The sequence below is a fragment of the Myxococcota bacterium genome, assembly GCA_039030075.1.
Lineage (GTDB): Bacteria > Myxococcota_A > UBA9160 > UBA9160 > SMWR01 > JAHEJV01.
Map to the genome: position 1 here is coordinate 23,610 of JBCCEW010000002.1, position 20,637 is coordinate 44,246.

A 20,637-nucleotide genomic window follows, 5' to 3' on the forward strand; every position below is an offset into this window, starting at 1 on the left:
ACGATGGACGCCCGACCCAAGATGACCGACGGGGAGTACCGGCTGTTCGCACGGCTGGTGCAGTCCCATTGCGGTCTCCACTTCGGGCCGGACACCCGACTCCTCCTCGAGAACCGCGTTGCGCGCCGCATGCGCGATCTGGCGGTCTCTTCCTTCGCGGCCTACCACCACGAGATCTCGCACGATTCGCGCCGCGACGGCGAGCTCTCGCGCCTGATCGACGAACTCACGACGAACGAGACCTACTTCTTCCGTGAGCGAGGTCAGCTGAACGCGCTGGTCCGCGAGATCCTGCCGGAGGCGCTCGCCTCCCGGCGTGAACAGGGCGGCGGGCCAGTCTGTGTGTGGTCGGCGGGATGCTCGAGCGGTGAAGAGCCCTACAGCATCGTCATGCTCGCAAAGGAAGCAGGCGTCGATCTCGGCGGCGAGCTTCGCGTCTACGCCTCCGACATCTCGCGTCGCATGATGCAGCGGGCGCGTGCCGGCCTCTACCGCGAGAATTCGTTCCGCGAGACCGAGGATTCCCTCCGCGAGCGCTACTTCGTCGAGAAAGAAGGGCAGTGGCAGGTCGCCGACGAGATCCGCCGGTCCGTCGACTTCATCCATCTCAACCTGATGGACGGCTCGAAGGTGGCGCTGCTCGGCGCGATGGACGTGATCCTCTGCCGCAACGTCATCATCTACTTCGACAAGGCCGGGAAGACCCAGGTCATCCAGACCTTCGAGGAGAAGCTCCGGCCCGGTGGCCATCTGCTGCTCGGCCACTCCGAATCCCTGATCAATCTCTCCACCTCCCTCGAGCTGCGTTCGCTGCGCCAGGACCTCGTGTACCGGCGTCCGGCACCGGGCCTCTCGCTGCCCGACCCGTGGCATCTCGCGGCGCGCGAAGCGATCCGCGAAGTGGAGGAGTCGTCGTGACGCGCGATCCGATTCGCGTGCTGGTGATCGACGACTCGGCGTTCAGCCGTCAGGCGATCTCGCGCATGCTCTCGGTGTCGCCTCTCGTCGAGGTGGTGGGCGTGGCGCGCGACGGCGAGGAGGCGCTTCAGAAGACGTTCGCGCTATCGCCGGACCTGATCACCCTCGATCTCGAGATGCCGAAGATGAACGGCTTCACCTTCCTGCGGCTCGTCATGAGCCGTCAGCCGACTCCGGTGCTGGTGATCAGCGGTCGGATGCGCGAGGACGACGTCTGGAAGGCCCTCGAGCTCGGCGCCGTCGACTTCATCACCAAGCCGACACCGCGCGCTGCTCCGGTGCTCGCTTCGATCGAGCGCGAGCTGATTCGGAAGGTGCACTCGATTCGCGATCTGCGCATCGACCGGGTCCGCGATCGCTCTCAAACGGCGCGTTTTCGCGCGCGGCCGCCGGACCCGCTGCGCCTGCCCGGCGTGGTCGCGATCGGGTCCTCCACCGGTGGGCCCGCTGCCCTGATGGAGATCTTCGGCTCGTTCACTTCGCAGCCCGAAACCACGTTCCTGGTGGCGCAGCACATGCCGAAGGGTTTCACCCAAGGGTTCGCAGAGCGGTTGAACCGCCTGACGGTAATGGAGGCGCGGGAGGCGTCCGACGGGGAGCCGCTTGCGCCGGGCACCGTGCTGATCGCCCCGGGCGGGTGTCATCTCGAGATCGAGTCCGGAGCCTACGGTCCGCGCACACGACTGTCGGAGCCGGGGCTGTCGGACAAGTACACGCCGTCGGTCGACCGGCTCTTCGAGACTGCGGCAAAGAGCTTCGGGCGCGACCTCTTGGGGGTCGTGCTCACCGGGATGGGCGACGACGGGCGGCGCGGTGCCGCGTCGGTCGCCGAGAACGGCGGTCGAGTGATCGCGGAATCGGAAGAAACGGCCGTGATCTTCGGCATGCCGCGACAGGCGATCCGTGAGGGCGTGGTGGAGGCGGTGCTTCCGCTCCCCGACATCGCCGCGAGTCTGGGCGGGAACGGCCTGGGGGCCGCCACCCGCGTTTCGTCGCCGACGCAACCATTCGTGCCAGCAGGGGGCGCTGATGAGAGAGAGTGACCAGAATCTGTTTTCGCGGGCCGAGGAGTTCCTCGCCCTCTTCAATCGAGGAGCTGCGTTCACGCGCGAGCTGCTCGAAGAGAACAAGCGGCTGCGCGAGCGGCTGATGCGATTCGCGGACCGCCAGGAGATGGCGGCCCAGAATCCAGAGGAATGGGCGAAGCTGCGTCAGGAGCTCGTCGAGCGCATCAGTACGCTCGAGGCCGAATACACCGACGTGCGCGAGCGTCTCGATCAGGTCGAGGAAGAGAACGACCAGTTCGCCCAGCGCTACGTGGAGGTGGAAGAGGAGAACAACAACCTCGCCAACCTCTACGTTGCGAGCTACCAGCTGCACTCGACCCTGGATCTCGATGAGGTCGTCAAGATCATCATGGAGATCGTGATCAACCTGATCGGCGCCGAGGTGTTCGCCGTCTACCTCTACGACGAGGAGAGCGCCCACCTGAGGGCCGTGGCCTCCGAGGGAGAGGAGGTCTCGGCCTTCCCCCACGTGCAGCTGGGCGAGGGCCCGCTGGGCGAGGCGGTGATGAATGGTGAAGCGAAGTGCTGGGAGAACGACTTCTCCGGGGACCTCGAGAAGCCCGTCGTTTGCGTACCGCTCGTGATCCACGGCAAGCTGATCGGCGCCATCGCGGTCTATGCACTGCTGTCCCAGAAGGACGGCTTCAGCCCGCTCGACCACGAGCTCTTCAACATGCTCGGCGGGCACGCCGCGACGGCGCTGTTCGCCGCGCGCCTCTACTCCCAGTCCGAGCGAAAGCTCAGCACGATCCAGGGATTCATCGACCTTCTGGCGCGCTGACCCAGCGCGCCACGCCGACTCCTCCACGGGGACAATCCATGAGTTATCGAGTTCTGATCGTCGAAGACAGCCCGACTATGCGGCAGCTCTTGTGCTTCGCGCTGCGACGGATGAAGGACGTCGAGATCGTCGAAGCCCAGGACGGGATGGACGGCCTGCGCAAGATCTCCAGCGACGATTTCGACATCGCACTGATCGACATCAACATGCCAGTGATGGACGGCCTGAAGCTGATCCAGCTGATCCGAGGGGATGAGTCATTGGCCCAGATTCCGATCGTCGTGATCACGACCGAAGGTGCGAACGAGGATCGCGAGCGCGCCCTGGAGCTCGGGGCGAACGAGTACCTGTGCAAACCGATCCAGGCGAACCGCGTTCTCTCGGTGGTGCGAGACCTGCTGAAACCACGCTGACCCCGCGTCCCGGGCGCGCAGGGGAGGTGGTACGTTCCCCGCGTGTCGCGGTTTGCATCGATCGCCTGGGCGGCCCTGGCCCGCGTCGCTCTGTCTGGCGTTGCTCTGTTCAGCGTCGGAACCGGTTGCGGCTACACCTGGGCAGGCGCTTCCGACGCTCCCCAACTCGGAGCGGTCGCCATCGAGACGCCACGGAACGCGTCGGGGGAGGGCGGTCTCCACTTCGTCGTGGCCGATGCGTTGCGCCGCGAGGTGATGCGTCGACCCGGGGCGCGGCTCACCGAGGACCCCGACGGCGCAGACTGGGTCGTCGCGGGACAGGTGCTTCCCCTGCGCGTGGCCGCCGCCAGCCTGTCCCCGGTCGTCCTGACCCTCGAGTACGAACTCACCCTCGGCCTCGACCTGACGGCGACGGCGACCGACGGGCGTGAGCTGCGCTTCGACCCCCAGCGTTTCCGCGAGACCGAGCGCTTCCTGGCCAGCGCCGACGCAGAAGCCCAACGCAAGAACCGGGTCGAGGCGTTGCGACGCATTTCGCGTACCTTGGCGGCGCGCTTCCTCGATCAGCTGGCCGTGAGCGCAGCCACCCCGGAACCCGGCCCCCCGGGAGATCCGTCGTGAACCTGGAAGACCTGGAGCAAGAACTCGGCGCGGGCAGCCCGCGCTCGGCCTACCTCCTGGCGGGCGACGAACCGCTGCTGCGCGAAGACGCGCTGGGACTGCTCCGCACCGCGGTCCTCGGGGACGCCGATCCCGAGTTCAACTTCGACCGCTTCGACGCCAGCGTTGCGCCGGGCCCGCTCGTGGATGCGCTGCGTACGCTGCCCGTGTTCGCCCCGCGGCGCCTGGTGTCGCTCATCGACCCCGACGCGAAGCGCGGTGGCAACAAGGCGTTGCTCGAAGCCGTGGGAGATTGGGTGGGGGAGGCCGATGCCAGCGACGCCGTGCTGGTCGTGGCATCCACGAAGCCCGACAAGCGGGCGCGCTGGGTCAAGGCGTTCGGGGACGCGGTGGTGGGCTGCGAAGCGCCGAAGCGCGCCCGCGAAATCGCCGCGTTCGCCCGGGCCGAGGCGAAACGCCAGTCGGTGACCCTCGAACGCGGCGTCGCCGAGGCGCTCGCCGAACGCGTGGGCCCCCAGCTGCTGCTGCTCCGACAGGAGATCGCGAAGCTCGCCTTGCTTGCCGGGCCCGGCGAAGCGGTGACCGCGGCCCACGTGTCGGCGGGGACGGTGCTCGCGACCGAGGAGCCCGTCTGGGACCTCACCGACGCCATCGGCGAGGGTCGCACGGCCGACGCGCTGCGCGTGCTCGGCCGGTTGCTCGGCAGCGGCGCACCGCCGCCGGTGGTGTTGGGCGCGCTGGTCTCCCACTTCCGCCGTCTGCTGCGGACGGCGTCGGGGGCGGAGGTGCCCGGCCCCCCGTTCGTGCGGAAGAAGCTCGCGACCCAGGCGCGCCGGTATGGCGCGAACCGGCTGCGCTCCGCGCTAGGTGCGCTTCACGAGACCGACCTCGCGCTCAAGGGAAGCGGTGCATTGCGTCCGGAGCTGGCGCTCGAACGCGTGGTGATCGCACTCGCGGTCTAGCGCTCTCGCAGACCGGCGATCGTAAGCCCGTCGGGGCGCGGAGTGGCGCCGCTAGGAAGACGAGGCGTGCAGGCTGCGCGCGAGGCGCGAGACCTTTCGGCTCGCCTGCTTCTTCGAGAGCACGCCCTTCGAGGCGGCGCGCCGGATCTCGCGCTCGGCCAGGCGGACGGCATCGCGGGCCGCGTCGCCCTCACCAGCGCCGACCGCGGTGCGCGCGCGCTTGATGGCGCTCTTGAGGAGCCCGCGGATGTGGCGGTTGCGCGCGCGTCGCTTGAGGTCCTGTCGTGCGCGCTTCTTGGCGGAGGCGTGGTTGGCCAATGGGAGCCCTTTCTCGGAGGCGCGGAAAAGTACTGGCTCGCGGGAGCCGTGTCGAGGGCCGGGCGGGGTGGATTCTCGCCACGCTTTCCAGGGGTTGCCGGGGTTCAGCGCCGGCGCGGGGGTGCCGATACGGCCGGCGGATGCGTACGCCGATCGGGAGGGGAGAGGGATGACGAGGCGCGGACGGGCGAACCGAATCGCCGTCGCGTGGGCGCTCTGCGCCACGGGCCTGCTCGCCCTGGCCAGCGGGGCTCAGGAGGCGACCCTCGCCGACCCCCCCCTGGCGGCTCCGCCCGAGGTTGCGGAGCTCCACGGAGAGGCCCCTGGCGACCCCGTCCCGGCAGACCAGGCCCCCACGGGGGATCGCGCTGCGGCCGCGGTGCCCGCGCCCGCCGAGCCGAACTGGAGCTCGCTGCTCGAAGACGTCTGGCAGGCGGAGCGAAGCCACCTCGACGAGCGCGTCCGGGAGACCCGACGGGCCTCGTTCGAGCTCGGTGCCTGGAACCTCGACCCGGCCGCCCGCGTGCTGATCGCCGGCGAAGTCGACGGCAGCGACCTCGACCGCGCCCAGGCGGCGGTCGAGCTGGCGCCCCATCTCCCCGCCGCCCACATGCGGCTGGCGAAGGCGATCTGGCTCAGCGGCGATTCGCCGATGGCGGCCGTGCGCTCGCTGGTTTCGGCGGTGCAGGCCATCGCCGGGCACCTCGAGGCCAGCTTCTGGTTCGGCGGCTCCGCGCTCTATTTCCTCGCCTTCGCCCTGGTGATGGGCGGCCTGCTCGCAATCGGACTCGTGGGGATCGCCGCGCTGCCCCATGCCTCCCACGACCTCGGCCACTTCTTCTCCAGCCACATGCCCGGCTTCGGCTGCGCCGCGGCGCTGGCGTCGCTCCTATTGCTGCCGCTCGCCCTGGGCGAGGGGCTCCTCGGCCTGGCACTCGCCTTCGCGGGCATCGCGGTGATCTACGGCAAGCGCGCGCATCGCGTGGCGCTCTTCCTGGCGGTGGTCGGGATCGGCCTCGGCGCGTATCCGGTGATTCGCGCGGCCGGTGCCGCCCTGGCGGCGCTCCCCGAGGACCCGGTGGCCCGGGCGGCCTTCTCGGTGGGGCAGGGCCTCGCGACACCGGTCGATCGGGCTCGGCTCGAAGCGGCCGTCGAATCGGATCCGATGGCGATGCGCGGACTCGCCGTGCTGGCCCGCCGCGCGGGAAACCTCGGCGAGGCCGACAAGCTCTACCAGGAACTGCTCGCCGCGGGGGCGAACGACGTCGGTGCGCTCAACAACGCCGCCAACGTCCGCCTCGAGCTGGGTCACATGGAGAGCGCGCTCGAGTTCTACGGGCGCGCCGCCGAGCTGGGTCAGTCGCCCGTCGTCCTGTTCAACCTGGCCCAGGCCTACGGCCGGGCGTTCCAGGTCGAGGATCTGAACCGCACCATCGCCGAAGCGCAGCGCGTCGGTGGCGACCTGGTGGCCCGCCTGACGGCGCTGCAGGGAACCGACACCGAAGGCTTCGTCGTCGACTACCCGCTCACCCACGATCTCTTCTGGTCGCGCGCGATGCGTCCGGGCGCCGGGGAGACCGTCGCCTCCGAGTTCCGCGCCCGCTTTGCCCCGGGTGCCCTCGGCCGCGACTGGACCCTGTTTGCCGGGGTCGCGCTGGTCGTGATCCTCGGTGGGAGTCTGTTCGGATCGCGGATCCACCCCGCGCGCTGGTGTCCGCGCTGCGGCGGGCGCATGTGTCCGCGCTGCAACTCGAGCCGCGGTGAGATGTGCTCGGGCTGTCACCGCCTGTTCCACCAGCCCGAGAAGACGGACCGCGTCCTGCGGCTCGAGCGTGTCAACGCTCTGCGCAACCGCGAGCGCCGGATGGATCGGCTCTCGACGCTCGTCTCGGTGGTCGTGCCCGGCGCCGCGGGACTGCTCGCCGAGAAGCCGCTGCGCACCTGGCTCGGTGCCCTGTTCTTCACCCTGGCCGCCGCGGCACTGATCTGGCGCGAGGGCATCGTTCCGGATCCGTTCGTGGCCGGGAGCGCCGCGACCCTGGTGTTCGTCGGGCTCGCCGCGATCGCGACCCTTCTCTACGGCCTGGTCGTCGCGACCTCGCTGGCCAGTCGGAGGCGCGCCTAGTGTCCGTCGGCCTCTCGGGAAACCTCGTCGACTTCGGCATCGCCGATGTCTTCCAGCTGATCGGGCAACAGCGCAAGACGGGTGTGCTCGAGCTGAAGTCCGAGACGACGCGAGCGCAGCTCGTGTTCGACGAAGGCATGGTGGTCTCGGCCGCGCCGGCCAGCGGCCGCGCGGGCGAACTCGACCCGCTGGCCGACCGGCTCATCCGCTGCGGTCTGCTCACCCGCGATCGGGCGGAAGAGGCGGTGCAGGCCTGTCGCGCTTCGGCGCAGACGCTGGCGAGTACGTTGCGCGAGCGCGAGTGGCTTCCCGACGACCAGATCGAGAGCGCCGAAGAGCTCGTGACCCGCGACACGATCTTCGAGGTGCTGCGCTGGCGCACGGGGACCTTCGACTTCCGCGCACAAGAGGTGTCCCACACGCGCGACCGCTCCCAGCTGCTCGGCGCCGAGCAGATCCTGATGGACGGTCTGCGCATGGTCGACGAGTGGCAGAGCTTCGCCGACCTGGTGCCGAGCGAGGAGACCGTGTTCCAACGCTCGGGACGCTTCGAGCGCTACCTCGAGAAGCTCGGTCGTGACGACGCCGAGGCCCGCGCCCGCGCCGAGCGCGTGTTCCAGCGCGTCGACGGACGGCTCTCCGCGCGTCGCGTGATCGACCTGGCCCAGCTCGGCACGTTCGACGGCATGCGCGGCCTTGCCGAGCTGCGCGAGGCGGACGCGATTCGGCCGCTCCACCCCGAGAGCGTGCGTCACGTGCGCCGCGTCGCTCGGTCGACCACGCCGACCGGCCGTCCCTCGGCGGCGCGCCGCGCCATCGCCGCCGCGATCCCGCTCGCCATCCTGGCCGGCGTCGTGTGGTGGACCGCCGCCGAATCGATGGCCGCACCCGAGCCGACCCCCGGCGGTCCCGTTGCACGGGCCACCCTGGCGGAGCTCGAGGACGCCTACGCGACACGGGCCGCGCGCCACGCCATCGAGGCGTACCGCTTCCATCACGGCGATTGGCCCGAATCCCTCGCTGACGTGGAGGCGGCGGGTCTTCTCGACCGCGACGCGTTGGCAGCTCCCAGGGGCCGTCCCTACTATTCTCAACAGCAAGCGGAAGGCTGGGTCTTTCTGGGCCCCGACCGCTGAGCGCGCCGCCACGGGCTGAATCGCGGCGCGCCCTTCCGAGGATCCCTCTGAACCGCACCGACCCCAACACCCGCCAGACGCTGGTCTTCGACGACAACGCCACCGCCGCGGCACTCTACGGCGAAGGCGATCGCACCCTGCGCGTGCTCGAGGAAGAGTTCGGCATCCACGCCGGAGCGCGTGGGAACGAGGTACGGTTGGTCGGGCCGGTCGGCGAGGTGGGACTGGCGCGGAAGGTGCTCGAGCATCTCTACGGAGTGCTCAAGTCGGGGTCCCAGGTGGGGGCCCGCGAAGTACGGGACGCAGTGCGTATGGTGACGCAACAACCCGACGTCGATCTCGCCGAGACCACCGACGATGTCCTCGGGGACGTCGGATCGCGGCGCCGGATCGGAGCGAAGACGCTGGCCCAGCGCCAGTACGTCGACCTGATCCGCAAGCACGACGCCGTCTTTTCGATCGGACCGGCGGGCACGGGCAAGACCTATCTCGCGATGGCCATGGCGATCGCTGCACTCAACCGTCACGAGGTTGCGCGGGTCGTGCTGACGCGTCCTGCCGTCGAGGCCGGCGAGCGCCTGGGCTTCCTGCCCGGCACGATGGCCGAGAAGGTGAACCCCTATCTCCGTCCGCTCTACGACGCACTTGGCGACATGATGGACTACGAGAAGTCGACCCGGCTGATGGAGCGGGGGGCGATCGAGGTCGCGCCGCTCGCGTTCATGCGCGGTCGGACCCTGAACGATGCGTTCGTCATTCTCGACGAAGCGCAGAACACGACCCCCGAGCAGATGAAGATGTTCCTCACGCGGCTCGGCTTCGAGTCGAAGGTGGTCGTGACCGGCGACGTCACCCAGGTCGACCTGCCGCGCGACAAGCGCAGCGGGCTGATCGAGGCGATGGACGTGCTCGAAGGGGTCGACGGTATCGGGTTCATGCACTTCACCGATCGGGATGTCGTCCGACACCCGCTGGTGCAGACGATCCTGCGCGCCTACGACCGTGCCGAACGACGGCGCTCGGGCGAGGGCGGCCACTCCGCCGAATGAGCGTGCGCCTGCAGGGGCGCCGCGGACTCCCCCGCGTCGACCGACGACGCCTGCGCCGTCAGGCCCAGCGGGTCCTGCGGGCCCTGGACTGTGCCGACGCCGAGCTGTCGGTCGCGCTCGTCGACGACGCGGCGATCGCCGAGCTCAATACCGAGTACCGCGGCAAGGACGGCCCCACCGACGTCCTGTCGTTCTCGCTCCTAGAGGGGGCCCACACCGAACTGCGTGGGAGCATGCTCGGAGACGTCATCGTCAGCCTCGAAACCGCTGAGCGACAGGCACGCCGGCGGCGTCGCAGCCTGGACGACGAAGTGCTCTTTCTGCTGATCCACGGCACCCTCCACCTCTTGGGGCACGACCACGAGGAAGACGAAGAGGCGCGCGCGATGCGTGCTGAGGAGCGACGGCTGTGGCGGATGCTGCAGGGCTGACCCGGCGCGCGCGGTTGGCGGGGGGCGCGGTCGCGGCCCTGCTCTTGTTTGCGTCGTTTCCTCAGCCCGTCTTCGGCACGGTCGTCGATGCCGGGCCCTGGTTGGCGTGGCTCGCGCCGGTGGCCGTCGTCCTCGTGCTGCGCGGCCTGCCGCTGAAAGCAGCCACACTCGCCGGCGGCGCCGTCTTCTGGGTGGGCTACACGGCGATCCTGCACTGGATCTACGTCGTGACCGTGCACTACGGGCACGCTCATCCTCTGATCGGTGTCGTGGCCCCGATCGGGCTGGCGCTGTACATCGCCGCGTTCGGCGCCGCCTTCGGCGCGGGCTTCGCGTGGCTCAGCGCGCGGGGGCTCGCGTCCGCGTGGACGCTGGCGCTCCTGTGGACCCTGCTCGAACACGGCCGCAGCTTCGTCCTCACCGGGTTTCCCTGGGCGAGCCTCGGCTACGCCCAACACGGCAACGCGTGGTTGCTCGGCCTGGCGAGCTTCACGGGCGTGTACGGCCTGAGCTTCGTCACGGCGCTCGGAGGGCTCGCCGCCGCCGAATGGGCGCAGGCACGGCGGGCGGGCAGGGCGACCGGCCGCGGCACCTGGGCGGCGCTCGCTTGTGTGGTGGCGGCCCATGGCCTGGCGGCGTTCGCCCCGGGGCCCACTCCGAGCGACGAGGTCGTGCGCGTGGGCGTCGTGCAGGGAAACGTCGACCAGGGCGACAAGTGGGACGCCGCCTTCCGCGAGCGGACCCTGGCCGACTACGAATCCCTGACCCGCCAGGCCGCCGCCGCGGGCGCGGCGATCATCGCCTGGCCCGAGACGGCCGTGCCGGGCGGGGTGGAGAGCGATCCCCGCCTCGAGCAGCGTCTCGCACGGCTCGCGCGCGAGACCCGCGCGGTGTTGGTCGTGGGCGCGGTCGGCCTCGCCTTCTCCGAGACCGGAAGGCCGAGCCGCTTCTACGACAGTGCCTTCGTCTTCGACCCGACGGGGCAGCGGATCGACCGCTACGACAAGACCCACCTGGTTCCTTTCGGCGAGTACGTTCCCTTTCAGGCTTTGATCGGGCGGTTTCTGTCGGCCGTGGCGCGCGGGATCGCCACCACGGGCGTGACGCCCGGGGAACGCCCGCGCGCGATCGAGGTCGAGCTGGCCGACGGCCGACCGGTTCGGATCGGGGTTCCCATCTGCTACGAGCTGCTGTTTCCGAGCCTGGTGCGCGAATTCGTGCGCGACGGCAGCCAGCTCCTGCTCGGGATCACCAACGATGCCTGGTACGGACGCACCGGTGCTCCCTACCAGTTCCTCGCGATCACCGCGCTGCGCTCGGTGGAGACCGGCGTGTGGTTGGGGCGCGCGGCGAACACCGGGGTCTCGGCCTTCGTGGACGCCCGCGGCGGGGTCCACCAGCCCACCCCGATCTTCGAGAGCGCCTGGCGTGTCCACGACGTCCCGCTCCACGCGTCTCCGGCGGCAGCCACCTTCTATACGACCTTCGGACCCGTCTTCGTCGGCACGGCGTGGCTCGCTGCGCTCGGTGTGGTCGCGTTCGGGCTCCGCCGGGGCAAGACAGAGGTGCGGTCCTCGGCCGAATGAGGAATGCTCCCGCCACCCCGCCTCGCCTCCCTCTGGGAGTCCTTTCTGCTGGGAGCCTTCCAGCTTTCTGAGAGTCTCGGAGAAGTCTGGGAGTCTGGGAGAACCATGACCGAACCCAAGCCCGTGCCCACCGACCACGAGCTCGGCGAGCGGCTCCGCGCCTTGCGGACCCGCTGGGACGAGCTCCGGGGGCATCTTTGACCTCGCCAGTTTGCGAGAGCGCGTCGTCTCCCTGGAAGGGGAGTCGGCGGATCCGGAGCTTTGGAACGATCGAGAGCGGGCAGAGCGGGTGTTGCGCGAGAAGCGCAACGCCGAGCGGGAGCTCGCCCACGTCGACGGCCTGAACGCCGCCTTCGACGACGTGGAAGTCCTGCTCGAGCTGGCGGCCGAGGCCGACGACGACGAGACCCGGGTCGAGGCGGGCGAGAAGCTCGACGCCACGGCGTCCGAGCTCGACGACGCTGAACTGCGTCGCCTGCTGGGTGGGGAGCACGACGGGGGCGGCGCGATCGTCTCGATCAACGCCGGCGCGGGCGGCACCGATGCCTGCGACTGGGCCGAGATGCTGCTGCGCATGTATCTCCGCTGGTGCGAGAAGAACGAGTACAAGACCGAGATCCTCGACGTCCAGGACGGGGACGAAGCCGGGGTGCGCAGCGTCACCTTCACCGCCGAGGGCGATTACGCCTTCGGCTACCTGCGCCCGGAGGAGGGCGTTCACCGGCTGGTGCGCATCTCGCCCTTCGACTCCCAGGCCCGACGCCACACGGCCTTCGCCAGCCTCAGCGTATTTCCGCAGATCGACGATTCGATCGAGGTCGAGATCGACGAGGGCGAGCTGCGGATCGATACCTACCGCGCCGGTGGCGCGGGCGGACAGCACGTCAACAAGACCGACTCGGCGGTGCGGATCACCCACCTGCCGACGGGCATCGTGGTGCAGTGTCAGAACGAGCGGTCCCAGCACAAGAACCGTTCGTCGGCGCTGAAGGTGTTGCGCGCGCGGCTCTATGAGCACGCGCGCCGGGAGCAAGAGGAAAAGATGGCGGCGCTGCGGGGCGAGAAGGAGAAGATCGACTTCGGCAGTCAGATCCGCTCCTACACCCTGCACCCCCAGCAGCGGGTGAAGGACCACCGCACCAACCTCGAGATGGGAAACGTGGAGGCTGTTCTGGAAGGCGATCTCGATCGATTCATTCGCGCCGCGCTGCTCTGGCAGTCGGGCGCTGGGGCGGAGTCGGCGTGAGCGAGCGCGAGCGAGAAGCACGACGGCAGAAGCTGGCCGCGCTGCGCGAAGCGGGCGTCGACCCGTATCCGCCGCGCGTCGGGCCGCGCGAGTCGATCGCGCGGGTGCGCGAGCAGTACGACGGCCTCGACGCAGCCGCCCTCGAATCCGACGCTCCCGTCGTCGGAATCGCGGGACGCGTGGTCGCGCTCCGCGTGTTCGGGAAGCTGGTCTTTGCGACGCTCCTCGAGAACGGCGAGCGGCTGCAGGTCAGCGCGAAGAAGGCCGAACTCCCCGCCGAGGTCTTCCAGTTCATCAAGAAGCTCGACATCGGTGACTTCGTGCGGGTCTCCGGTCCGCTGTGGCGCACCAAGAGCGACGAGCTGACCGTCGACATCCGCGAGGCCGAGCTCGCCGCGAAGGGCTTGAACCCGCTGCCCGAGAAGTGGCACGGGCTGTCCGACGTCGAGGCGCGCTTCCGACAGCGCTACCTCGATCTGCTGGTGAACACGGATGCGCGCCGGATCGCCGTGCAGCGCAGTCAGGTGGTGAGCGCGATGCGCGCGAGCCTCGACGGCCGGGGGTATCTCGAGGTCGAGACGCCCGTACTCCAGCCGATCTACGGCGGCGCCGCCGCGCGACCCTTCACCACGCACCACAACACCTACGATCAGGAACTCTTCCTGCGCATCTCGGACGAGCTGTATCTGAAGCGGCTGGTCGTCGGCGGGCTGGATCGCGTCTACGAGATCGGCCGGGTGTTTCGCAACGAAGGGGTGTCCCGCAAGCACAACCCCGAGTTCACCATGATGGAGTGCTACGCGGCCTACACCGACTACGCCGACATGATGGAGCTCGCCCAGTCGCTGGTGCAGGAGATCGCCGAGCGCGTGCACGGCACCACCCAGATCGAGTACCAGGGACAGAAGCTGGACCTCGGAGGCGAGTGGCGACGGGTGACCCTGCGCGACGCGATCGCCGACGCGACGGGCATCGACATCCTCACCCACGCCGACCTCGGCAGCCTCTCCGAGGCGGTGAAGTCCAAGGGGTGGGACGCGGACGACGCCCCGAACTGGGGCCGGCTGGTCGACGACCTCTTCAGCGATCACGTCGAGCCGAACCTGATCCAGCCGACCCTGGTGACCGACTATCCGGTCGAGCTCTCGCCCCTCGCGAAGCGCAACCCGGACGACCCGCGTCTGGTCGAGCGCTTCGAGCCGTTCCTGGCGGGGATGGAGATCGGCAACGCCTTCAGCGAGCTCAACGACCCCGACGACCAGCGCGAGCGACTGATGGCGGGCCGGGACGCGCTCGAGGCCGGTGACGAAGAGGCCCATCCGCTGGACGAGGACTACCTGCGGGCGCTCGAGATCGGCCTGCCGCCCACCGGTGGGCTCGGGATGGGTGTGGATCGCCTGGTGATGATCCTGTGCGATGCTCCCAACCTGAGGGAGGTGATCACCTTCCCCCACATGCGTCCCCGCACCGACGACGGTGGCGGCGAGGACGCCTAGGCGGCGACACGCATCGATGCTCACGAGACGCACGCATGAGTGATGGGGACCGGCATGGGTGATTGGGTGCAACATGGGTGACTGGGCGATCGGGTTCTGGACCTGGTTGACGGCCGCCGGTGGGACCCTCGCGCTCGTCTTCATCGCTGCGATCGCCCTCGGGATCAACGCGATGACGCTGGTCTTCACGGGCTCGGCGGTCGTGGCCCTCGAGCGCTTTGCGCGCGCCTCGCGGCGCTGGTCCACGCGGATCGCCTGCATCGCGTTCTGGGCGCTGGCCCTCGGCGGCTTCAGCCTCTACCTGCAGTCGCCCGAGGCGTCGGGCAGTGGGGACGGCGCTTCCTTCGGTGCGTTCCTGCGCGGAACCGGACGGGCGCTGATCGGCGTGCTCGTCTTCAGCGGCATCGCCGCGGCCCTGCTGCGCTTCCTGCCCGCCCGCGGGCTCCTGGTCGGCGTTCTGGTGGTGCTGGGGGTGGCGACGGCCCTGGTGCTCGGTGGCTCGGGTCAGCCCGGCTACGCCGCCGCCCCGTTCGTCGTGGCGCTGGTGATCGCGTTGTGGGCGAGTTGGCGTCGACGCCGTCGCGCCGACGCGATGGCCTCGGACGTCGAGCGCATGTTCGGGGTGTTGGCCGCCAGTCTCGTCGTGGGGATTCCGCTCGCGATGGCCGTTTCCGAGCCGGCGACCGAGCTCGCGGCGGTGGGTGCCGGGCTCTTCGGCCTGCTCGGCGGCGCCACCCTGATGGGCCTGGTGCCCCTCGCGATCGCCGGGATCATCGACACGCGCAAGACCGCCGAGTGGTTCATCGCGGTGCGCTACCTGCTCGCGAAGCGGCGCCAGACCTTCATCTCGATCATCACCGGCATCTGCGTCGTCGGCATCGCCGTGGGCGTCTGGCTGATCATCGTCGTGCTGTCGGTGATGAACGGTTTCGAGCGCACCTGGCGCGACGAGATCATCGGCAATCGCGCCCACTTCACCGTCCAGAGCGGCCTCGGGCCGATCGACGACTACGCGTCGATCGTCGAGGCGGTCTCCCGGAGCGAGGGCGTGACCGCCGCGTCGCCCTTCCTCGATGCCGAGGGCATGGTGCGCGGGGAGGCCGGCGAGATCGTGGCCGTGCGGGTGCGCGGCGTCGACGCGGCGCGTGTGGGCGGCGTGACCGACCTCGAATCGGACCTCGTGGAGGGCAGCCTGGATCGGCTGCTGCCCGAGAACGACACCGGCGACGAGCCGGCGATCCTGATCGGCAGCCAGCTCGCGGCATCGCTCGGGCTGCGCGTCGGCGAGTCGATGCTCCTCATCTCGCCCTTCGGCGGCCCCCAGACACCGCTCGGGCCGGCCCCCCGGCTCAAGCGCTTCCAGGTCGCGGGCATCTTCGAGTCGAGCTTCTTCCAGTACGACGAGATGTTCACCTACGTGAACCTGCCGGCGGCCCAGGACTTCCGTCGGGTCGGGGACGTCGTCGACGGCATCGAAGCCCGTACCACCGATTTCTATCGCTCGCGGTCGGTCGGCGAACAGGTGCAGCGCAACCTGGGTTTCCCCTTCTACACCCGCGACTGGAAGGAGTTCTTCCCGGCCTTCTTTCAGGCGCTGAAGAGCGAGCGGGTGATGATGTTCATCCTGCTCACCATGATCATGGTGGTGGCGGCCTTCTCGATCGTGTCGACCCTCGTGATGATGATCATGGAGAAGTCGAGCGACATCGCGATCCTGAAGACGATGGGCGCGGAGGACAGCGCGATCGAGCGCATCTTTGCCCTCGAGGGCACGCTGATCGGCCTGGTCGGTACCGCGCTCGGTGTGATCGCGGGGATCGCTGTCACTGCGCGGATCGCGTTCATCCAGCGGGCGATCGAGAGCGTGATCGGCATCGATACCCTGCCCGCCAGCGTGTACCAGTTCTCGACGCTGCCCGCGGAACTCGACGCCGGGCAGATCGCCCTCGCCGTGGGCGTCGCGATGGTGCTGGCCCTGGGTGCCACGCTCTTGCCGAGCCGCCAGGCCTCCCGTCTCGATCCGGTGGAGTCGCTCCGATATGAGTGAGCCGTTGCTCGAGGTCCGCGACCTGAAGCGCTCCTTCGCCACCGGCGACGGGACGATCGAAGTGCTGCGTGGTGTGAACCTGCGCATGCACGAGCGCGAGCGCCTGGCGATCCTGGGCAACTCGGGGGTCGGCAAGTCCACCCTGCTGCACGTGCTCGGCACCCTCGATCGTCCGACTAGCGGCACGGTGCGTTTCGATGGCGAGGATCTCTTCGCGCGCGATGCCTCCGAGCTCTCGCGCTTCCGCAACGAGTCGCTGGGTTTCATCTTCCAGTTCCACCACCTGCTGCCCGAGTTCGACGCCTGCGAGAACGTCATGATGCCGGGCCTGATCGGCGGCCGTCCGGCGAAGGAGATGCGTGACCGGGCCCGGCGCCTGCTCTCCGAGGTGGGTCTGGGGCACCGCGAGAACCACCCGGTGGGGAAGCTGTCGGGCGGCGAGCGCCAACGGGTGGCGGTGGCGCGGGCGCTGGTGCTCGAACCGCGGCTGCTGCTGGCCGACGAACCCACGGGCAACCTCGACCCGAAGACCGCCGACCAGGTGCTCGAGCTCTTGCTCGAGATGAACCGGGAACACGGGACGGCGCTGGCGGTGGTGACCCACAGCCCCGAGCTCGCCCTTCGGTTGGGGCGCCAGGTCGAGCTGGTCGACGGCTACCTCGAAGAAGCGACGCTCGCCTAGCCCCCACGGGTCGCGCTGGGCTCTTTCCGGGTTCCCGGGACAGGGTTCTAAGCTCCTGGAAACGCAAGGGTCTTGTCACCTGCGGGGCCGAATCACTAGAGTCCCGCCGTCTGGATCGACCCAGACCCAGAACCGCTCGGGCGTTCGACACCGTTTCGTCCCGAACTCGATGCGCGCAGGCTCGAAGGTCGTCCCCGCCGCCGCTTGCGCCTCGACCTCGGGCCGACGCCGGTGGCGCAAGGCAAAGCAACAATCCAGGTGGCGGGAGTTCGCCGCAGCAGCTCGGAGGGATGGGTGCAATCGATTCGCCACGGCCGCGCTTCGGCGCGGCCCGGCTTGCACCGTGCCCTCTCGCGCGTGGCCGTTCGGGTCTTGGCGTGGAGTCTCGTCTGCGGCGCGCTGGCCGCCCCCGCGGAGGCCCAGCCCGCCGAGGGAGACGCGCCGCGTATCGCGGTTCTCCAGTTCCTGTTTCGCAGTCCCGACGATCGTTCCGACGCGAGCCGCGCCCTGACCCGCGAACTCGTGTCGATCCTCGCCGAGGACGGCCGGGTCGAGATCGTGGACGACTCGATCGACGTGGAGCCGCCGGTGCCCGAGTCGGGCGAAACCCGCGACGCCGCCCTGCGCCGCCGCGGCGCCGAGTGGGAGGCCGACTACCTGGTCACCGGGCGCGCCACCCAGCTCGTGAGCGACGGCGCGATCGATCTGGCGGTCCGTCTGACCCCGGCCCGCGCGGGACTCGCGAGTTCCACCCAGGTCGTGACCGCCCGCGACCTGGGCGCCCTGCAGGCCCGTCTGTTGGAAGTGGCCGAGCGGATCGTCGATCGCGTGGTCGGCGCACCCCCCGCGCGGGTCGTCGGCGTCGACATCCGCGGGGCACCCGGGTTCGAGCAGCAGCTGCTCGGCCGGCTCGGCACCCAGCCCGGCGCCGTCTTCGATCCGCTGGTCGTGCGCGCAGACCTCGCCGAGCTGCGCAGCTCGGCCCTGATCGTGTCGGCCCAGTCGAGCACCGAGAGCGTCGAGGACGGGATCGTGGTGCGCTTCGACGTGGTGTTGGCCGATCCGTCGGCCCAGCGAGCCGAGTCCGGCGAGCGCCTGGTGGCGGTACGGGTGCGCGGAAACCGGCGCATCGAGGCTGCCGCGATCCGCAACCGCATCACGTCTCGGGTGGGCGACCCTCTCGATCAGACCCGCGTCGCCCGCGATCTCGAGGAGATCCAGAAGCTCGGCTTCTTCCGCGACGTCCGGGCCTTCAGCGATCGCAACGACGAGGGACCCATCCTCATCTTCGAGGTCGAGGAGAACCCGCTCGTTCGCCAGATCTCGATCGCCGGCAACGACAACGTCGACGGCGACGACATCCGCGACGCCCTGACCCTGACCACCGGGGCGACCCTCGACTACCCGCTGCTCTTCGAGAACCGCCAGCGCATCGAAGCGCTGTATCGGGCCCAGGGTTACTACCTCGCTTCGGTGTCCTTCGAGATCGAACGGTTGGGTGACTCGGCGGTGGGCATCCACTTCGACGTCGAGGAGGGCGAGAAGCAGAAGCTCCAGGCGATCGAGTTCGAGGGGAACGAAGCCTTCGACGACGACACGCTCACCGAGGGCTTCCAGACGAAGACCTGGAAGTTCTATTCGCTGGCGACGTCCTGGTTCGACAACACGGGCACCTACTCGGAGCCGCTCTTCCTCCAGGATCTGCGTGGCATCGAGCGCCGCTACAGCGACGCCGGCTACCTCCAGGCCCGGGTGGGAGAGCCCCGCGTCGTCGCCGATGGGGATGGTCTGATCGTTCGCGTCGAGATCGACGAGGGTCAGCTCTTCCGGGTCGGGGCGATCGACGTGGTCGGCGATTCCACCGTCGACATCGCGTCGCTGCGCGACAAGCTCAAGCTGAAGCGGGGCGACGTCTTCAACCGCAGTTTCTTGAACGACGACATCGCGTCGCTGACCGAGCACTACCAGGATCGCGGCTTCTACTTCGCCCAGATCACGCCGCTTTCGAACCTGTCGGCGGCGACGGAAGAGGTCGACGTCCAGTTCGAGGTGCGGAAGGGGCCGCTCTACTTCATCCGACGCATCGAGGTCGGTGGCAACTCGATCACCGTCGACCCGGTCGTGCGCCGGGAGGTGCCGATCGTCGAGGGCGAGCTCTACTCCCAGCGCAAGATCGAGCTCGCCCGGCGCCGCGTGGAGGGGCTCGGCTACTTCGAAGAAGTCGACTTCCAGATCGAGCCCACCGACGAGCCCGACCAGCTCGACCTGAAGGTGTCGGTGGTCGAGCGGCCGACCGGGTCCTTCTCCTTCGGCGCCGGCTTCTCCTCCCAGGATGGTCTGGTCGTGACCGGCTCGCTCGCCCAGTCGAATCTCTTCGGGCGCGGCTACGGCGCGAACATCTCGCTGGACATCGGCCGCCAGTCCCAGCGTTTCTTCGTCAATCTCTCCGACCCGTACTTCCTGGGCTCGACCTTCAGCCTCTCCACGACCTTCTCGCGGACGAGCTTCAACTTCCAGGACTTCGAGCAGGACCAGATCGGTGCCGACTTCGTGCTCGGCCACGCCCTTACCGAAGACGCCCGCACCCGTGGCTTCCTCCGCTACAGCTTCAACCTGCGCGAGCTGATCGACGACCGCGACGTGAACGCGGCCGCGGTGATCCAGCGCGAAGTGCTGCAGGACCAGGTCTCGAGCAGCCTGGTCGGACTCTCGGTCGTGGCGGACACCCGCAACGACCGCCTCGCCCCCACCGACGGCTACCAGTACGCGCTGAGCCTCGAGGGCAGCGGGCTCGGCGGCTTCTCGCGTTTCGCGCGCCTCGAAGCGCGCGGCGCTTACTTCCTGGGCGCGCCCGACTGGATGTTCGATCGCTCGACCTTCGTGGTGGCGTCGCGCGCGGGCTGGGCGATCCCCTTCAACCGCGTGAGCGACTTCGAGGTGTTCGATCCCGATCCAGGGGGTGCCGATGTGCGTGCTGTCGCCGGTGGCAACGGTCAGACCCGCTTCCTGCAGGACATCGACGACGACCTGACCCTGCCGCTGACCGAGCGCTACTTCCTGGGCGGTCTGGGCCAGTTCCAGCTGCGCGGCTTCCGTCAGCGCTCGGTGGGGCCGCGCCGCGCGATCCTGCGCCGGGTGGCGGGCAACGCGCTGGTGCCGCTGGGCGTGACCGCGACGAATACGGCGATCGACGGCGCCGTACCGGGGGAGTGTCGAGACGACACCATCATCAACCTCGGCGATGGCGACGGCCTCTGCAACAGCATCACCGACCGCGAGATCGACGACTTCGACGACCTCGACGAGACCGACGTGGTGGGCGGCAACAAGTTCATCGCCAGCACCTTCGAGTACCGCTTCCCGATCTCCGAGACCGTGGGTCTGCAGGGCGTGGTCTTCATCGACGCGGGCAACGCCTTCGACGAGCGTCAACTGAACCTGTTGGACGTGACCGAGTGGCGCTACGGTACCGGGGCGGGCGTCCAGTGGTTCTCCCCCTTCGGCCCCTTGGCCGTCGTACTCGGCTTCCCACTGGACGGCCTCTCTGTGGAAGACTCCCCCGTCTTCGAGTTCTCGATCGGCGGCTCGGCTTTCTGATTCCACGGGTCCGGCATTTCCGATCCCCCAGGCGAGTGTCCCCGGGGGAACACATCCACCGAGGGCGCGATATGCTCGCGTGCCGGCAGGCGGGGGGCCTGC

17 protein-coding genes are annotated in these 20,637 nt (G+C 69.3%); 16 read left to right on the forward strand and 1 reads right to left on the reverse strand.

The genetic code is table 11. The annotated features are described in order from the left end of the window. The first annotated feature begins 3 nt into the window (after positions 1–3). Genes AAF430_01890 through holA form a run of 6 tightly spaced genes read left to right on the forward strand, consistent with a single transcriptional unit; the run spans position 4 to position 4,822 of the window. Complete coding sequence (locus AAF430_01890) at positions 4–918, forward strand: CheR family methyltransferase (GenBank protein MEM7408970.1); 915 nt, start codon at positions 4–6, stop codon at positions 916–918. Beyond that, the gene (cheB, locus tag AAF430_01895; GenBank protein ID MEM7408971.1) at positions 915–2,021 is read left to right on the forward strand and encodes a chemotaxis-specific protein-glutamate methyltransferase CheB; all 1,107 of its coding nucleotides are present in this window, start codon (positions 915–917) and stop codon (positions 2,019–2,021) included. The genes AAF430_01890 and cheB overlap by 4 nt, the downstream gene beginning before the upstream one ends. Then, positions 2,008–2,826, forward strand: a complete 819-nt coding sequence (locus tag AAF430_01900) for a GAF domain-containing protein (GenBank protein ID MEM7408972.1) — start codon at positions 2,008–2,010, stop codon at positions 2,824–2,826. The genes cheB and AAF430_01900 overlap by 14 nt, the downstream gene beginning before the upstream one ends. Before the next feature lie 38 nt (positions 2,827–2,864). Continuing rightward, on the forward strand, positions 2,865–3,239 hold the full coding sequence (locus AAF430_01905; GenBank protein ID MEM7408973.1) for a response regulator: 375 nt from the start codon (positions 2,865–2,867) through the stop codon (positions 3,237–3,239). A gap of 42 nt (positions 3,240–3,281) precedes the next feature. Beyond that, a complete protein-coding gene (gene lptE, locus AAF430_01910) occupies positions 3,282–3,860 on the forward strand; it encodes an LPS assembly lipoprotein LptE (protein ID MEM7408974.1) in 579 nt (192 codons plus the stop codon). Further along, positions 3,857–4,822: a DNA polymerase III subunit delta gene (gene holA / locus AAF430_01915; GenBank protein MEM7408975.1), complete on the forward strand. Its 966-nt coding sequence runs from the start codon at positions 3,857–3,859 to the stop codon at positions 4,820–4,822. The genes lptE and holA overlap by 4 nt, the downstream gene beginning before the upstream one ends. Before the next feature lie 51 nt (positions 4,823–4,873). Here holA and rpsT read toward each other — a convergent pair whose 3' ends face one another. Further along, the gene (rpsT, locus tag AAF430_01920) at positions 4,874–5,140 is read right to left on the reverse strand and encodes a 30S ribosomal protein S20 (GenBank protein ID MEM7408976.1); all 267 of its coding nucleotides are present in this window, start codon (positions 5,138–5,140) and stop codon (positions 4,874–4,876) included. Between the two features lie 169 nt (positions 5,141–5,309). Between rpsT and AAF430_01925 the strand changes: the two genes are divergently transcribed. From AAF430_01925 to bamA, 10 genes are all read left to right on the forward strand, one after another. Continuing rightward, entirely contained in the window at positions 5,310–7,265 is a 1,956-nt protein-coding gene (locus AAF430_01925) for a hypothetical protein (protein MEM7408977.1), read from the forward strand. Further along, a complete protein-coding gene (locus tag AAF430_01930) occupies positions 7,265–8,401 on the forward strand; it encodes a DUF4388 domain-containing protein (protein MEM7408978.1) in 1,137 nt (378 codons plus the stop codon). Before AAF430_01925 ends, AAF430_01930 begins: the two co-directional genes overlap by 1 nt. A 143-nt stretch (positions 8,402–8,544) precedes the next feature. Then, the gene (locus AAF430_01935; protein MEM7408979.1) at positions 8,545–9,450 is read left to right on the forward strand and encodes a PhoH family protein; all 906 of its coding nucleotides are present in this window, start codon (positions 8,545–8,547) and stop codon (positions 9,448–9,450) included. After that, on the forward strand, positions 9,447–9,881 hold the full coding sequence (gene ybeY / locus AAF430_01940) for an rRNA maturation RNase YbeY (GenBank protein MEM7408980.1): 435 nt from the start codon (positions 9,447–9,449) through the stop codon (positions 9,879–9,881). The genes AAF430_01935 and ybeY overlap by 4 nt, the downstream gene beginning before the upstream one ends. Continuing rightward, the gene (gene lnt, locus AAF430_01945) at positions 9,860–11,467 is read left to right on the forward strand and encodes an apolipoprotein N-acyltransferase (protein ID MEM7408981.1); all 1,608 of its coding nucleotides are present in this window, start codon (positions 9,860–9,862) and stop codon (positions 11,465–11,467) included. The genes ybeY and lnt overlap by 22 nt, the downstream gene beginning before the upstream one ends. A 105-nt stretch (positions 11,468–11,572) precedes the next feature. Continuing rightward, a protein-coding gene (gene prfB / locus AAF430_01950) for a peptide chain release factor 2 (protein MEM7408982.1) occupies positions 11,573–12,713 on the forward strand; the annotation gives its coding sequence in 2 pieces (ribosomal slippage) (positions 11,573–11,656 and positions 11,658–12,713; 1,140 coding nt in all). Beyond that, positions 12,710–14,209 (forward strand): lysine--tRNA ligase, encoded by a 1,500-nt coding sequence (gene lysS / locus AAF430_01955; GenBank protein MEM7408983.1) that lies wholly within the window; start codon positions 12,710–12,712, stop codon positions 14,207–14,209. Before prfB ends, lysS begins: the two co-directional genes overlap by 4 nt. 73 nt (positions 14,210–14,282) lie before the next feature. After that, positions 14,283–16,256 (forward strand): lipoprotein-releasing ABC transporter permease subunit, encoded by a 1,974-nt coding sequence (locus AAF430_01960; GenBank protein MEM7408984.1) that lies wholly within the window; start codon positions 14,283–14,285, stop codon positions 16,254–16,256. Further along, positions 16,249–16,938, forward strand: a complete 690-nt coding sequence (locus AAF430_01965; protein ID MEM7408985.1) for an ABC transporter ATP-binding protein — start codon at positions 16,249–16,251, stop codon at positions 16,936–16,938. The genes AAF430_01960 and AAF430_01965 overlap by 8 nt, the downstream gene beginning before the upstream one ends. Before the next feature lie 294 nt (positions 16,939–17,232). Further along, a complete protein-coding gene (gene bamA / locus AAF430_01970) occupies positions 17,233–20,535 on the forward strand; it encodes an outer membrane protein assembly factor BamA (GenBank protein ID MEM7408986.1) in 3,303 nt (1,100 codons plus the stop codon). Positions 20,536–20,637 lie beyond the last annotated feature (102 nt).

Bases quoted from the DNA above. Each gene is read 5' to 3' on its own strand.
- AAF430_01890 (MEM7408970.1), top strand. From the start codon at position 4: ATGGACGCCCGACCCAAGATGACCGACGGGGAGTACCGGCTGTTCGCA.
- AAF430_01900 (MEM7408972.1), top strand. From the start codon at position 2,008: ATGAGAGAGAGTGACCAGAATCTGTTTTCGCGGGCCGAGGAGTTCCTC.
- AAF430_01905 (MEM7408973.1), top strand. From the start codon at position 2,865: ATGAGTTATCGAGTTCTGATCGTCGAAGACAGCCCGACTATGCGGCAG.
- AAF430_01925 (MEM7408977.1), top strand. From the start codon at position 5,310: ATGACGAGGCGCGGACGGGCGAACCGAATCGCCGTCGCGTGGGCGCTC.
- ybeY (MEM7408980.1), top strand. From the start codon at position 9,447: ATGAGCGTGCGCCTGCAGGGGCGCCGCGGACTCCCCCGCGTCGACCGA.
- AAF430_01960 (MEM7408984.1), top strand. From the start codon at position 14,283: ATGGGTGACTGGGCGATCGGGTTCTGGACCTGGTTGACGGCCGCCGGT.
- AAF430_01965 (MEM7408985.1), top strand. From the start codon at position 16,249: ATGAGTGAGCCGTTGCTCGAGGTCCGCGACCTGAAGCGCTCCTTCGCC.